Genomic DNA, 13761 nt, shown 5'->3' on the forward strand with positions numbered 1-13761 from the left:
GGTGCCCGGCCGCAACCCTGGCCAGCCGCCTAAACTGCCGACGCGTCATCTGCCGTCACCCTCACCGCCCTCGCCCCGCCATGCGCTACCAGCGCCTCGACCTGAACCTGCTGACCGCGCTGCGCGCGCTGCTCACCGAGCGCAACGTCACCCGCGCCGGCGAGCAGCTGCATGTGTCGCAATCGGCCATGAGCGGCATGCTGGCGCGGCTGCGCGAGTACTTTGACGACCCGCTCATCGTGCCGGTGGGTCGCAGGATGGAGCTGACGCCGCTGGCCGAGACGCTGGTGGACAAGGTCAATGACCTGATGCTGCGGCTGGACGCGACACTGTCCACGCGGCCCGATTTCGACCCCGCCACCTCGCGTCGGCAATTCAGCGTCGTGGCCTCCGACTACGTGGCCCAGGTTCTGCTGCTGGATGTGTTGCGCGAGCTGCACCACGAGGCGCCGGGCCTGCGCGTGGAGTTCCGTCACCCCAGCAACACCGCGGCCGTGGATCTGGAGAACGGCGAGGTCGATTTCGTCATCAACCCACAGCGCTTCACCACGCCCAACCAGGCCAGCACCGTGCTGTTCGAGGACAGCTACCACGCCGTGGTCTGCGCCGGCAACACGGCCGTGGGCGACACGCTGAGCCTGGACGAGTACCGCCGGCAGCGCCATGTGACGCTGGAGGTCAACGGCCGCCCGCAGTTCGAGACCTGGTTCATCAGCGAGCACGGTGCGCCGGCGCACACCGAGGTGGTGGTCAACAGCTTCGGCCTGCTGCCACCGCTGGTGCTGGGCACCACGCGTGTGGCCACGCTGCACACCCGCATGGCACTGCAGGCCGCGCGCCAGTGGCCGGTGCGCCTGGTGTCGCTGGGCTTCGAGGCGCCGCGCCTGGTGGAGACGCTGCAGTGGCACCGCTACCGTGACCTCGATCCCGCCAGCCAGTACCTGCGCGACAAGATCATCCGCCACGCGCAGGCGCTGCCGGCGGTGGAGGCCTTGATGGGCTGACACCGCGCTGCTGCGCCGCCCTGCTGCTTGACCGGCGTCAATACCCTGCCCTGCATCTGTGCCGACCATGGCGGTGAAAGCAGGAGAAGACGTCATGAGCAGACTCGAGGTGTTTGAACCGGCCATGTGCTGCCCCACCGGCGTGTGCGGTGTCAGCGTGGATCCGGTGCTGGTGCAGTTCAACGCGGATCTGCAGGCGCTGCAGGCCAGTGGTGTGGACGTGGTGCGCCACAGCCTCGGCCACGATGCAGCGGCTTTCGCGGCCAACCCGCGCGTGGTGCAGGAGATGGAGGCCGGCATGGACTGCCTGCCCATCGTGGTGGTGGATGGCCGGGTGGTGTCCACCGGCATGTACCCCAGCCTGGCCCAGCTGCGCCAGAAGCTGCATGCCGCCGTGCCCACGGCCGAGAAGCCGCGGGTCAAGGTGGGGGCCTGCGGCTGCGCGCCGGGCCAGTGCGGCTGATCGGCGGCCCGCGCCATGGCCCTGCCCCGCATCGACACGCGCTACGCCTTCTTCACCGGCAAGGGGGGCGTGGGCAAGACATCGCTGGCCTGTGCCTGCGCGCTGAGCCTGGCTGAGGCGGGGCATCGCGTGCTGCTGGTCAGCACCGATCCAGCCTCCAACCTGGACGAGGTGCTGGAAACACCGCTGTCCACCACACCCACGGCGATCCGCGGTGTGAACGGCCTGTTTGCGCTGAACGTGGATCCCGAGGCGGCGGCGGCCGCCTACCGCGAGCGCATGGTGGCGCCCTACCGCGGCATCCTGCCGGCTGCGGCCATCCGCAGCATGGAGGAGCAGTTCTCCGGCGGTTGCACCGTGGAGATCGCGGCCTTCGACGCCTTTGCCGAACTGCTGGCCGGCCGCAGCCACGCGCAGGACGTCGACCGCGTGGTGTTCGACACCGCGCCCACCGGGCACACGCTGCGCCTGTTGACGCTGCCGTCGGCCTGGAACGAGTTCCTGTCCAGCAACACCACCGGCAACTCCTGCCTGGGCCCGCTGGCAGGCCTGGAGAAGAACAAGGCCATCTATGCGGCGGCCGTGGGTTCGCTGAAGGATCCGGCCATGACCAGCGTGGTGCTCGTCGCGCGGCCCGAGACCGCCGCCCTGCGCGAGGCCGAGCGCACACGCCACGAACTGGCCGACCTGGGTGTACGCCACCAGGTACTGGCACTCAACGGCGTGTTCGACGCGCAGGGCAGCGCCGATGCCGTGGCCCAGGCCATGGCGCAGCGCCATGCACAGGCGCTGGCGGCCATGCCTGCGGGCCTGGCGGGGCTGGCGCGCACCGCCGCCGGCTTCATCCCGCGCGGACTGGTCGGTCTGGCTTCACTGCGCGCGTTTCTGCATCCCGATGCCGGTTTGCCCGCTGCAGCAGTGGCGCCGGACACCGACACCCTGCCGGGCGGGTTGACGCCCCTGGTGCGCGAGATCGAGGCGCTCGGTCACGGGCTGGTGATGACCATGGGCAAGGGCGGCGTGGGCAAGACCACGGTGGCGGCGGCCGTGGCGGTGGCCCTGGCGCAACGCGGACACCGGGTGGTGCTGTCGACCACCGATCCGGCTGCCCATGTCAGCTGGGCGCTGGGCGAGGCGGTGGCGAACCTGAGCGTCGAGCGCATCGATCCGGCGCTGGAGATCGCGAACTACCGGCGCGAGGTGCTGGACAAGGCCGGTGCCGGGCTCGACGCCTCGGCGCGGGCCATGCTGGAGGAAGATCTGCGCTCGCCGTGCACCGAGGAGATCGCGGTGTTCCGCGCCTTTGCCCGCACGGTGGACATGGCCGCACAGGCCTTCGTGGTGCTGGACACGGCGCCCACCGGCCACACCATCCTGTTGATGGACTCGGCCGAGGCCTACCACCGTGAGGTCAACCGCACACAGCAGGGCGAGCTGCCCGAGGCCGTGCGCACCCTGCTGCCGCGTCTGCGCGATCCAGCGTTCACGCGGGTGCTGATCGTCACACTCGCCGAGGCCACACCGGTGCATGAGGCCGAGCGCCTGCAGGCCGATCTGCGCCGCGCACGGATCGAGCCCTATGCGTGGGTCATCAACCAGAGCCTGCTGGCCAGTGGCACGCAGGACCCGGTGCTGCTGCAACGCGCGCGCTGCGAGGCGCCGTACATCCGGCAGGTTCAGCAGACCCTGTCGACGCGCTGCGCCCTGCTGCCCTGGCAGCTGTCGGCACCCATCGGGGTGGAGGCCCTGGGCCGCCTGGTCGATGGCGCCGACGCGATGGGCTACCGCATCGACCCGACGGCCGACGGGCTGCACATCCATGTGACAGCGCCGGCCGGGCAACAGCAGGCACTGATGGAGGAACTGGGCAAGTGCGCGTCCGGCCACTGCAGTTGCCCGTCGCCGCAATACCAGAAGCTGGCCGCTGTGGAGGTGCAGGCGGGCGCCGCCGGCGTGGAGGTGGTGCTGAAGGCCCGGCCGGGCGAGGTGCTGGTGGCGGACGACATCGCCCATTGCCTGGCACACACGCTTCGCGAAGTGAGCGGCGCATGAGCCCGCGTGCCATCGCATCGTGCGCCCTTGACAGTTGACCGCCCGCAAACCGATGGCAGTGGGTATCGCCCAAGAATGAATCCCAAAGCTCAAGCAGAGCGGGGATCAGGATCATGACGCGACGCGACCACAGGTTCATTTCGGTATGGCGCACCTGTTGCCACATGGCCGGTGTCATGGCAGTCGCAATGACTGCCGGCAGCGGTTGGTGCCAGCCTGTGGTGACCGGGCCCGATCCGGCATGGGTGGGTCGCTGGTCCGGCGAGAGCATCTCCGAAAATCGTGGTGTGATGCGCTGGGTCGTCGAGCGCCGTGAGGACGGGCGCTACAGCCTGAATCGCAGCGTCTACGGCCGCGAAGGGGTGGTTGAGCAGCGCGAGGAAGGCCGTTGGTCGGTGCGCGACGACGCGCTGACCTACGAGCCAGCCAGCGAAGGTACGCCGCGCCATGTCTGGCGTACCGCGCCACTGGTCCGTGGCTGCATGCAGCTTCAGGCGGTTGATGTGGCATCCGGCAAGGCGATGTCCCCGGCGTGGCGTGTGGGTGAGTGCCGGGTCCCTGGCGTCTGGCCATTGCCAGAGCGGATTCAGCACCGCTGCGTGATGGATGCGCCCGGCATGAAGACAGGCACGGTGGATCTGCAGATCGTGCGCGAGGCCAATGGCGAATACCACCTGCTCAGCGACGGTGAACGCGATCCCCAGGTGGTGGACGTCCGTGACTATCCGATGCTGCGCGATTTCGACGTCAGGCAGGTCATGACGATGACCAATGCCGGTGAGGGCTTGCTTGTGCTGGTGCAGATGAACGCGGACAAGAGCCCTGAGCTGCGCAATGCGCTGGGCTTCAAGCCGGCACAGGTGCGATCGGTGCGCGCGTGGGTGGTCTCGCCGCCGCGGCCGCAGCGGCCGATGGAGTTCTACTCGGCAGGCCGGTTTGTGCTGATGCAGGCGCTGGATGAGGAGGGCCGCGTTTTGGGTGGCGCGGCCTACACGCCATTCATCATGGCCTGCCCGGCAAGCCCCTGATCGAACCTGTCCTGCCCGCCGTTACAGTCTGGGCATGAAGTACACCCTTGCAGGCTGCATCGCCACGATGGCCGGTGCCTTGTCCGCCCTGGCGCTGTGTGCGCCTGGGCACGCGCAGACGCCGGCGACGCCGCCCGTGCGCGAGCCCTTGCGCATCGATGCCGCGGGCAGCTTGCGTGGCGCACTCACCGAGCTGGCGCGGGCGTTCGAGCAGCATGCGCTGGTGAGCGTGACACTGAACTTCGGCCCCTCCGGGCTGCTCAAGGATCGCATCGAGGCGGGCGCACCGACCCAGGTGTTCGCCTCGGCCAACATGAGCCATCCGCAGGCGCTGCGTCAGTCTGGTCAAGCCGAGGTGGTTCAGGCGTTTGCCCGCAATGCCTTGTGCGTGCTGGCCCATGGCGGCTTCTCGTTGCAGGGCAAGAGCCTGGCGTTGCGCCTGCTGGACCCCGATGTGCGCGTGGGCACCTCGACGCCCAAGGCCGACCCGGCAGGCGACTATGCGTTCGAGATGTTCGAGCGCATCGAGGCCTTCGGTGCTGGCGGCGCGGGCTCTGCCGCGGCGCTCAAGGCCAAGGCGTTGCAACTGACGGGCGGGCCCAATTCAGCGCAGGCGCCAGTTGGCCGCAACCTGTATGGCCTGTTGCTGGAGCAGGGTCAGGCCGACGTGTTCGTCACCTACTGCACTGGCGCCACCGAGGCGCAACGTCAGGTGCCCACGCTGAAGGTGCTGGCGGTGCCCGATCCGATCAATGTCTCGGCGGTCTATGGCATGGCCATCATCCGGCCGGCCAGCGAGGCTGCCAAGGCGTTCCTGGCCTTCGTTCTGAGCCCACCGGGTCAGCAGATGCTGCGCACACATGGGTTCAGCGCGCCCTGAACAGCAGGGCTTGCGTGGCCTGCAAATTGCAGCGCGCCTGTGCATTACCCAGCACACGGAGCCTGAGCCATGCCATTCACTGCGGTTTGTCGCAAAGCCGACGTTGCAGAAGGCGGCATGGGCCTGTTCCAGGTGGGCAAGAAGAGTGTGCTGGTGGTCTGGCTGCGCGGCGGCGAGCTCAAGGCCTACCGTGGCCGCTGCCCGCATGCCGACATGCCGCTGGAGAACAAGTGCTTCGATGGCCAGCGTGTGGTGTGCGGCATTCACCAGTGGGGTTTCGATGCCGGCACCGGCAAGTGCGTGACACACGCCCACCCTTCCGCCCTGCACCCGTATGAGCTGCGCGTGGAGGGCGACGAGATCCAGGTGGATGTGGGTGTGGTGAAGCCGCTGCGCGCGGCCCGCCAGTAACGCAGCAACGGCCGCTTGCTGAGTGCAGGTGGGATCGTGCGGCCCCGCGCTCAGTCCGAGTACACGGTGAGGAACACACAGCCGCCGGGGCTGTGGAAGTGGCTGTCCACCGTGCCGGTGGCGGCCGTCGCGGCCCATCCCGGGCCCAGGCGCTGTTCCTGCTGTACCGCTTCGCCCTCGATCAGGTAGATGAACTCGGGCCCGGTGTGCGTGTGCAACGGGAACGCGGTGCCCGGCGCGAACCGCACCAGCTGCATCGACCGGCCATCGCTGCTGCCCAAGTCCTTGACCTCGACGCCGGAGGCGAAGGTAGATGGGCGCCACGGCGTGGCGTGGGCGTCGGTGAACGTGTATCCGGTCATCTGCAGGCGAAAAAGTGTCTGGATCCTGCAGTCTAGAGATGCGTCTGGATGACCTGAAGGGTCAAAACCATCAGATCAGTATTCCAGCGTCCGCAAGAATGCGCGGCCTGGTTGAACGCCATCAGCCTGACACCGCGTCGATCAGCGTCTTCTCCATGAACACGCTGTGGGGGTCGTCCCAGTAGTCGCCGAACGGGCCGCGGCGGACGAATCCCTGCCTGGCGTAGAAGGCCAGGGCTTCAGGCTGGAGCGGGCCGGTCTCCAGCATCAGGTGGCGGCAACCGCGGGCCACGGCGCTGTGCTGCAGCAGCGCCAGGATCCGGGCGGCCACACCCTGGCCGCGTTGGGACGGCAGCGTGAACATGCGCTTGAGCTCGCCGTACTCGGCGCACAGCACGATGGCACCGCAGGCCACGGCGCCGCCGGTGGCATCGCGCGCCACGGCAAAGATCACCTCGGGCCGGCTGAGTGCCGCGATGTCGATGCCGTGGTGGCTCTCGGCCGGGTACAGCGGCTTCTGGTAGTCATCCAGCGCGTTGATCAGGGCGATCACGTCGGGCTGGTCGGCGGGTTCAAGGGCAATGTGCATGCCCGGCAGTGTCTACCATTCGAGGCCATCGACCTGCCGGTGGGGGCCGCGGCGTGCTTCACCGCGGCGCACCTCGGCCTCAGAAGCTCATGTTGAAGCGCACGCCGCCGTAGCGCCTGGCGTCGCGTGCGGGCTGGCCGATCACGGCATTGGCCGTGGCGCCCCACAGGCCGCTGAAGAAGTCTTCGGCATTGACCAGGTAGAAGCGGTTGGTGACGTTGTTGACGAACAGCGTCACCGCGTACTTGCCGTCGGGCGAACTGGCCGTGGCGCCCAGGTTCAGGATGCCGAAGGACGGCTGCCGCGTGTACGGGTTCTGGTTGGCCTGCAGCATGGCCGATGTGCGCCAGGCGTACTGCGCATTCACCCGCAGGTCCCAGGGCAGCAGCTTCTGCTCGATGCCGTGGTCCAGGCCCAGCGTGATCTTGAGCTTGGGCGAATCGGGCATCGTCTTGCCCGACAGATCCTGGGCGCCCACCGACGCGCCGGTGGCGGTGATGCAGCCGGTGCTGGTGTCCTGGCCGGGGTAGCAGGCGGCGCCCTGGTAGCGCAGGAACTTGGCATCGATGTAGGCGGCGCTGGCCGTCACGCGGGTGTCGGCACCGGCATTGAGCACGGCATCCACTTCCACGCCGCGCGTGCGGGCCTTGCCGGCACTCGACAGGATCAGGTTGTTGACATAGCCGGTGCCGTCGTTGGCGAAGATCTGCACCTGGTAGTTCTTGTACTCGGTGTTGAACACGGCCGCGTTCAGCGTCAAGGCACCGCCCATCAGCGTGGTCTTGGCGCCGAGCTCGTAGTGGTCGATCTGTTCCTTCTCCACCGGGGCCAGGCTCTTGCCGTCGTCGCTGGCCTGCAGGGTCTGGGCGGTGTTGTAGGCGCGCGGCTTGTAGCCGCGGGCATAGGTGGCGTAGGCCATCTGGTCGTTGCCGAACTTGTGGCGCCAGGTCAGGTCGCCCACGGTGGCGCTGGAACTGTCGCTGCCGGCCGAGCCGAGGTTGTTGGCGATGTCGTGGATGCTGTAGCTGATCTTGTCGCGGTTGTAGCGCGCGCCGGCCAGCAGGCTGTCGGTGGGTGAGATCGTCCACGTGGCACGGCCATACAGGCCCAGCGACTGGGTGCTGGAGCGCACCTCGTCGACCTTGGGGTTCACGAACATCTGGCGGTTGTCGCTCAAGTCCACCTTCACGTCGCTGTAGAACAGGCCCGCCACGTAGCTCACCGGCTGGTTGACCGGCGAGGCGACCTTGAACTCCTGCGTCAGCGAGGTGGGCCGCACCTGGATCGGCTGCTGGTTGTAGAAGTACGGCGGGCCGCCGGCGTCGGGCGCCGGGATGGGGCCGCGCAGGTCGTTCAGGAAGTAGGTGGCCACGATGGGCACGTCCTGTACGTTGTCCTGCCGGTTGCGCTGGTGCGCGGTGGTGGACGTGAAGGTGTAGTCGCCCACACGCTTCTCGATGTTCAGGCTCAGGTCGCGGTCACGCGTCTTCGAGCGCATGTGCACCGGCGAGGCGTAGTCGGTGTTGCCGTAGTGCGGCGTGATGCCCGGCAGCGCGGTGGTCTGCGTCACGCCGTGGCCGGCGTTGAACGGAAAGTACGGGAACAGTTCGGCACCGGGCGTGAGGTACTGGTAGGTGAAGGTGCCGCCCTTCGATTCACCCTCGGCCACGCGGCCGGTGAGTGTGATGTCCAGCGTCTTGTCGGGGCTCAGCAGCAACTTGGCGCGTGCGCCCTCGCCGCTGGACTGCGAATGCTCGCGCAGCAGGCGGTTGTAGATCGGGTACTCGCGGTGCTGACCGTACAGGCTCAGGCTGTAGGCCAGCACCGAGTTGACCGGGCCGGTGACGAACAGGCTGCCGCGGCGCTCGTTGTCACTGGTCAGCGTGAGGCCCAGGTTGCCCTGGAAGCTGCGCGCCGGCGCCTGCGTGACGAAGTTGATCACGCCGGCCGAGGCTGTGCGTCCACCCAGCGTGGCCTGCGGGCCTTTGAGCACCTCCACACGGCGGATGTCCTGCAGTTCATTGGCGGCGGTGGAGTCCGACGGTACCGGCACGCCGTCGATCAGGATGGCCACGCCCGAGGTCAGGCCCACGGCGCTTTCATTGGCCGAGGTCGAGATGCCGCGCATGGCATAGGGCACACGGCCGTTGAAGCTGCCCTTCAGCTGCACCGAGGGCACGAGGTTGTTGATGTCGGAGATGTCGGTGGCGTTGGCCTTGTCCAGTGCGTCGGCCGACATCACGGCGGCCGAGACCGGCGTGTCCTTCAGCCGCTCGGTGCGCTTTTGCGCCGTGATCACCACTTCCTGGTTCTTGGCGTTGCCGGTGTTGCCATCAGCGGCCGGCGCATTGGCCTGGGCATGCGCCAGTGCGGGCAGCAGGCCGGCCAGCATCAGGGCTGCGGCGGCACGGGCCACGGGCGTGGGCCGGGGGGCGGGGGTGTGCGACTTCACGTGCTTGTCTCCAGTGGGTGCGGGTGGCTGGCAGCGGCGGGGCCGCGCCGGCTCTGATGGCTCGGTTGAGTGCAAAGAAATGCTAAGAACCGGCCCGGCGTCGCACCAATCGTTTCGACGGATGCGGGCCATTGCGCCGCCTGATGCGTGGGTGGCTCTCCTGGGGAGATGCGCCAGCAGAGGACACCGCCTTACCGCTGCACAAAGGGTTTGTCAGGAGCCGCAGTGCGTGGGGATGGCACCACACCGGCGTTGACACATGGGCCGCCACAAACACGAAGGCCCGATGCGTGCGCACCGGGCCTTTGCTGCATTCTTCGCCGCGCCGGGCGCGGATCGGGGCTCAGAAGCCGAAGCCGCCACCGTCCACGTTCATCACCTGTCCCGTGTAGAAAGCCGCGTCATCGCTGACCAGGAAGGCCAGCGCGCCGGTCAGGTCCTCAGGCACCTCGGTGCGCGGGATGAACTGGCGCTGGCGCACATGCTCGAAGGCCTGTGGCGGCAGGTTGGCGGCGCTGCCGGGGTGGCGGGTGAGGCCCGGCGAGATGGCGTTGACGGTGATGCCGTGCGCGCCCAATTCAGCCGCCAGCGCACGCGTCAGGCCGATCACGCCCATCTTGCTGCTGGCATAGGCCGCCATGCCCGGCGGCGGCCCCCACACGGTGCTGCTGGCCAGGTTGACGATGCGGCCCCAGCCGCGCTCTGCCATGCCTGCGCTGAAGGCCTGGGCCAGCAGGAAGGGCGCATCGATGTTCACGGCCATGATGCTGCGCCACAGCGCGGGTGTGATGTCGCGCAGCGGTGCCATCGGCATGAAGGCGGCGTTGTTCACCAGCACATCCACACGGCCCATGCGCTGCAGGGCCTCGGCAGCGAAGCGCTGCACGTCGGCGGCATCGGCCAGGTCACATGCCAAGGCGTCGGCCTGGCCGCCAGCCTGCTGCACCTGGGCGACGATTTCATGGCAAGGGGCGCGGTCGGTCAGCAGCAGGCGGTGGCCACTGGCGGCCAGGCGCAGCGCAAAGGCCTGGCCCAGGCCGCCGGCGGCGCCGGTGATCACGGCCACGCGGGCCTGGGCTGCGTTGGGGGATGTCATGCCGGTCTCTCCGATGAAATGGGCGATGGACGGGACCGGCGGGGCGCCAGCCCTCAGGGTTGCTTGGCAGCTGCATTGCCCGCGCGGAACAGCACGCCGATCAGGCGGCCGGTGCGCTCGCGGTCGTTGCCGGTCAGGGTCTTGAGCGGCTGGCTGGCATCGCTGATGGCGAAGCCGGCGGCCTTCAGGTCGGCTTGCAACGCATCCACGCTGCGACCGGTGAGCGGTGCCACCTGGGCCAGCGTGCCACCCAGCACGGCCTGCATGGCGCGCACCGGCGGGCTGCCGCCGCCTTCCTTGGCGGGTGGCTGGATGACGAACGTGGCCGCCAGCACCACCAGCGACACGCCGATGACGGCCTGGCCCATCCGGTTGGCGGTGAGGTGGCGCTTGAACGCCGGCCAGTTGACCACGCAGTGCAACGCCACGCCGGCCACCATGGCCCAGCCCAGCCATTCATGCGCCAGCTTGTTCAGGCCGATGTCCAGGTGAAAGAACATCAGGATGCCGGTGACGCCCATCAGGGCAAAGGCGCCGATGGTCAGCGGTGTGGCCCAGTCGCGGGAGATCTTCACTTCAGGTTCCTCTTGGGTGTGCTTCTTGGCCGCGGCGATGTGCCGGGCCTTCCCTGGGAAGCCTATCCAGACAATGTGAGGAAATATTGAAGACGCGCCAGCCCGGTTTGGCCTGGCTCAAGGTCCGTCAAAGGGGCGCGCGCAGCTTCTCCTGCGCGTCGCGCATCACGGCGGTGTGTTCCTCGCGCGAGCCGCCCTGCTGCTCGATCTGGCCCATGCGGCCCGAGGCTGTGACCACCAGGCGCGCGCGGTCGTAGTGGCGGCCGGCATAGGCCAGCAGCGCGCCTTCCAGGCTGTGGCGGCGGGCCAGTTCCTCGGCCAGCACCAGCGCACCCTCGATCGCGATGCCGGCGCCCGAGGCCAGGTGCGGCGTGGTGGCATGCACCGTGTCACCCAGCAGCACGATGCGGCCCTTGTGCCACGGCCCGTCGATCATGTGGCCGGCCAGCGGGCGGTACAGCAGCTTGGCGTCGCGCATCTCGCCGCGGCGCAGCGCATCGCGGATGTCGCCCACCTGGCCGCCAAACTCGGCCAGCAGCGTGGCCAGCTGCTCGGGCCATTGGTCTTGCGGGATGAAGTCCATGCCGGCGCGCTTGTCCAGCACGAACAGATAGCACTCGGTGGCGCTGATCGGGTTCATGCCCGCCTTGGTGGTGGCGCCCATGTAGATGGTGCTGTTCTCGCGCAGCCGCGGCACCACCGCGCGCCATGAGCCCTGGCCGCTGAACTTCGGCCCGGCAAAGTCGGGCATCACGATCTTGCGCACGGCGCTGTTCACACCGTCGGCGCCGATCACCAGGTCGAAGCGGCCCTGCGTGCCGTCGGTGAACAGCACGTCCACGCCATCGGCGTCCTGGGTCATGCGCTCGAACGTGAGACCCAGGCGCACCGTGGCGCCGGCATCCTGCGTGGCATGGCCCAGGATGTCGGCCAGCACCGGGCGCAGGATGCCGCCGGCGCCGGGCAGGCCCTCGGCGCCAATGGCCGGCGCGATGGGCACGGTCATCTTCACGTCGCCTTGGGGCCCGCAGATGTCCACCGCGTTCCAGTGGCCGCCCAGCGCCAGCACCTGATCCAGCACGCCCACCTCGCGCAGCGCGCGCAGTGTGGGGCCGCTGATGGTGATGCCGGCACCATCGGGCGCCCAGTTCGGGTTCTGCTCCACCAGCGTGACGGCCACGCCCTGTTTGCGCAGCTGGATGGCGGCGCACATGCCGCCCACGCCGCCGCCCACGATCAGCGCGGTCTGGATCAGTGCCATGGGTGTCTCCTCGGAATGTCTCTGGTCTGCAATCGCGTCGAGCCGATGGCGTGCTAGACCGTCGTGCCCGACAACTGCTCGGCCAGCCAGTCGGCGATCTGGTTGCCGGCGTTGTTCGGGTTGTCCAGCGAGCTGTGCTCCACGCCGCCGGTGCGCGCGTCGAAGATGAACAGATCCTTCTTCGGGCAGTTCACCAACTGCTCATAGGTCTGGTGCGCGTACTTCAGCGGGATCTGGCGGTCGTTCTCGCCGTGTGTCACCAGGAAGGGCACGCGGATGCGGTCGAGCACGCCGTTCAGGTGCATGGCCTCGGCCTTGGTGAAGAAGTCGTCCATGTCCTTGGCGCCGAACACCCACTGCACATGTTTCCAGTAGTGCGGCACCGGGTTCTCGCCCTCGCGCTTCAGGCGTGCCTGCTGCACCGCGCGCCAGTCGTGGTTGGCGCCCCAGACCGCGCCGCAGGCAAAGCGCGGCTCGAAGGCCACGGCACGCGGGCAGTAGTAGCCGCCGAGCGAGACACCCAGCGCGCCGATGCGCTGCGGATCGACATCGGGCCGCTGCAGCAGCCAATCCACGATCTTGCTGGCCCACACCTCGGTGTTGGCCACGGCATGCAGGCCTTGCAGGCGCAGCGCCTCACCGGTGCCGGGCTGGTCGATGAACAGCGCGCTCAGGCCACGGCGGGCGAACATGCTGCCCATCACGCTCTTGGCCAGCATCTCCTTGGTGCTGTCCAGGCCGTTCATCACCAGCACGATGGGGGCGCGTTGGCCCGGTTGCAGGCCCTCGGCGCGCACCAGCAGGCCGGCCAGGTGGCTGTCACCGTAGGGCAGTTCCACACGCTCGCAGTTCTCGCGTCCGTGCTCGCGCGCCAAGGCAAACAGTTCCAGCGAGCGTTGGTACATCGCCAGCCTCGCCTCGAAGCCATGGGCCTGCATGCGCTCGGCAATGCCGTAGTACAGCGCGGCGCGGCCGTATTTCTCGCCAGCCGAGAGCTTGTGGCCGCGCGCCATGTCGGCCTCGGCCAGCGCGATCAGCCGGTCGCCGCCGCCCTTCCACGCCTCGTAGAAGGCCAGCGTGCCGGGATCGTCACCCGCGCGGGCCGCTTCCAGGATGGGGCCGCACATGGCATCCACCTCGCCGATGTTGCCGCCGTGGGTCAGCGCAATCATCGTGGACAGGCTCCACACGTAGTTGGTGGGGAAGTACTGGAACATGCGGGTCCTTGGCGGGATTCAATCGAAGATGGACGGAAGCTCGGCGGGGATGAACACCTCGCCATCACGCACCGTGGCCGGCACCTTCACCAGGTGCTGGCCGGTGCACGGCCCGGCGAAGCAATGGCCCGTGCGGATGTCGAAATGCGCCGAGTGCGCGTAGCAGACGATGTGGCCGCCGTCCGACGACAGAAAGCGGTCCTGCCGGTACTCCATGGGCCGGTGTTCATGCGGGCAATCGTTGAGCCAGACGAAGACCTCATCGCCCTGGCGCACCACGCACAACTGGTCATCGAGGTCACGCCGCAACATGCCGCGCGAGCCGCCGTCAGGGATGTCCGTCAGTGCGCAGAGACGTTGCTCGCTCATCG

The 13761-nt window shown here is 68.4% G+C and carries 14 protein-coding genes; 6 read left to right on the forward strand and 8 right to left on the reverse strand.

Going from position 1 to position 13761, the window contains the following annotated elements:
* Nucleotides 1–80: 80 nt before the first annotated feature.
* The 6 genes from AACH10_RS21500 (at nucleotide 81) to AACH10_RS21525 (ending at nucleotide 5838) form a co-directional block, all read left to right on the forward strand.
* Nucleotides 81–1004 carry a LysR family transcriptional regulator gene (locus AACH10_RS21500; RefSeq protein ID WP_341412571.1) on the forward strand — a complete coding sequence of 308 codons (924 nt, stop codon included), beginning with the start codon at nucleotides 81–83 and terminating at the stop codon, nucleotides 1002–1004.
* 94 nt (nucleotides 1005–1098) lie between these two features.
* Entirely contained in the window at nucleotides 1099–1467 is a 369-nt protein-coding gene (gene arsD / locus AACH10_RS21505; protein WP_341412572.1) for an arsenite efflux transporter metallochaperone ArsD, read from the forward strand.
* Between the two features lie 15 nt (nucleotides 1468–1482).
* The gene (gene arsA, locus AACH10_RS21510; protein ID WP_341412573.1) at nucleotides 1483–3519 is read left to right on the forward strand and encodes an arsenical pump-driving ATPase; all 2037 of its coding nucleotides are present in this window, start codon (nucleotides 1483–1485) and stop codon (nucleotides 3517–3519) included.
* A 113-nt stretch (nucleotides 3520–3632) separates the two neighbouring features.
* A complete protein-coding gene (locus AACH10_RS21515) occupies nucleotides 3633–4547 on the forward strand; it encodes a hypothetical protein (protein ID WP_341412574.1) in 915 nt (304 codons plus the stop codon).
* Between the two features lie 34 nt (nucleotides 4548–4581).
* Entirely contained in the window at nucleotides 4582–5427 is an 846-nt protein-coding gene (locus tag AACH10_RS21520; RefSeq protein ID WP_341412575.1) for a molybdate ABC transporter substrate-binding protein, read from the forward strand.
* Between the two features lie 69 nt (nucleotides 5428–5496).
* Nucleotides 5497–5838 carry a Rieske (2Fe-2S) protein gene (locus AACH10_RS21525; RefSeq protein ID WP_341412576.1) on the forward strand — a complete coding sequence of 114 codons (342 nt, stop codon included), beginning with the start codon at nucleotides 5497–5499 and terminating at the stop codon, nucleotides 5836–5838.
* 50 nt (nucleotides 5839–5888) lie between these two features.
* On the opposite strand, the gene AACH10_RS21530 is transcribed toward AACH10_RS21525, so the two are convergent.
* The 8 genes from AACH10_RS21530 to AACH10_RS21565 all read right to left on the reverse strand — a co-directional run bounded on the left by AACH10_RS21530 (nucleotide 5889) and on the right by AACH10_RS21565 (nucleotide 13759).
* Nucleotides 5889–6200: a cupin domain-containing protein gene (locus AACH10_RS21530; RefSeq protein WP_341412577.1), complete on the reverse strand. Its 312-nt coding sequence runs from the start codon at nucleotides 6198–6200 to the stop codon at nucleotides 5889–5891.
* A gap of 121 nt (nucleotides 6201–6321) precedes the next feature.
* Nucleotides 6322–6789, reverse strand: a complete 468-nt coding sequence (locus tag AACH10_RS21535) for a GNAT family N-acetyltransferase (RefSeq protein ID WP_341412578.1) — start codon at nucleotides 6787–6789, stop codon at nucleotides 6322–6324.
* Between the two features lie 79 nt (nucleotides 6790–6868).
* On the reverse strand, nucleotides 6869–9241 hold the full coding sequence (locus AACH10_RS21540) for a TonB-dependent receptor (protein WP_341412579.1): 2373 nt from the start codon (nucleotides 9239–9241) through the stop codon (nucleotides 6869–6871).
* Nucleotides 9242–9584: 343 nt separating this feature from the next.
* Nucleotides 9585–10337, reverse strand: coding sequence for an SDR family NAD(P)-dependent oxidoreductase (locus AACH10_RS21545; protein ID WP_341412580.1), 753 nt, complete (start codon nucleotides 10335–10337; stop codon nucleotides 9585–9587).
* Nucleotides 10338–10390: 53 nt separating this feature from the next.
* Nucleotides 10391–10912 (reverse strand): DUF4405 domain-containing protein, encoded by a 522-nt coding sequence (locus AACH10_RS21550; RefSeq protein WP_341412581.1) that lies wholly within the window; start codon nucleotides 10910–10912, stop codon nucleotides 10391–10393.
* Between the two features lie 127 nt (nucleotides 10913–11039).
* Entirely contained in the window at nucleotides 11040–12173 is a 1134-nt protein-coding gene (locus AACH10_RS21555) for an FAD-dependent oxidoreductase (RefSeq protein WP_341412582.1), read from the reverse strand.
* Between the two features lie 53 nt (nucleotides 12174–12226).
* Complete coding sequence (locus tag AACH10_RS21560) at nucleotides 12227–13390, reverse strand: alpha/beta hydrolase family protein (protein ID WP_341412583.1); 1164 nt, start codon at nucleotides 13388–13390, stop codon at nucleotides 12227–12229.
* An 18-nt stretch (nucleotides 13391–13408) separates the two neighbouring features.
* Complete coding sequence (locus AACH10_RS21565; protein ID WP_341412584.1) at nucleotides 13409–13759, reverse strand: Rieske (2Fe-2S) protein; 351 nt, start codon at nucleotides 13757–13759, stop codon at nucleotides 13409–13411.
* Between the last annotated feature and the right edge of the window lie 2 nt (nucleotides 13760–13761).

Source organism: Pseudaquabacterium inlustre (assembly GCF_038066595.1).
Lineage (GTDB): Bacteria > Pseudomonadota > Gammaproteobacteria > Burkholderiales > Burkholderiaceae_C > Pseudaquabacterium > Pseudaquabacterium inlustre.

Bases quoted from the DNA above. Each gene is read 5' to 3' on its own strand.
- AACH10_RS21565 (WP_341412584.1), bottom strand. From the start codon at position 13,759: ATGAGCGAGCAACGTCTCTGCGCACTGACGGACATCCCTGACGGCGGC.
- AACH10_RS21515 (WP_341412574.1), top strand. From the start codon at position 3,633: ATGACGCGACGCGACCACAGGTTCATTTCGGTATGGCGCACCTGTTGC.
- AACH10_RS21535 (WP_341412578.1), bottom strand. From the start codon at position 6,789: ATGCACATTGCCCTTGAACCCGCCGACCAGCCCGACGTGATCGCCCTG.
- AACH10_RS21525 (WP_341412576.1), top strand. From the start codon at position 5,497: ATGCCATTCACTGCGGTTTGTCGCAAAGCCGACGTTGCAGAAGGCGGC.
- AACH10_RS21500 (WP_341412571.1), top strand. From the start codon at position 81: ATGCGCTACCAGCGCCTCGACCTGAACCTGCTGACCGCGCTGCGCGCG.
- AACH10_RS21520 (WP_341412575.1), top strand. From the start codon at position 4,582: ATGAAGTACACCCTTGCAGGCTGCATCGCCACGATGGCCGGTGCCTTG.
- AACH10_RS21555 (WP_341412582.1), bottom strand. From the start codon at position 12,173: ATGGCACTGATCCAGACCGCGCTGATCGTGGGCGGCGGCGTGGGCGGC.
- AACH10_RS21560 (WP_341412583.1), bottom strand. From the start codon at position 13,390: ATGTTCCAGTACTTCCCCACCAACTACGTGTGGAGCCTGTCCACGATG.
- arsD (WP_341412572.1), top strand. From the start codon at position 1,099: ATGAGCAGACTCGAGGTGTTTGAACCGGCCATGTGCTGCCCCACCGGC.
- AACH10_RS21530 (WP_341412577.1), bottom strand. From the start codon at position 6,200: ATGACCGGATACACGTTCACCGACGCCCACGCCACGCCGTGGCGCCCA.
- AACH10_RS21545 (WP_341412580.1), bottom strand. From the start codon at position 10,337: ATGACATCCCCCAACGCAGCCCAGGCCCGCGTGGCCGTGATCACCGGC.
- arsA (WP_341412573.1), top strand. From the start codon at position 1,483: ATGGCCCTGCCCCGCATCGACACGCGCTACGCCTTCTTCACCGGCAAG.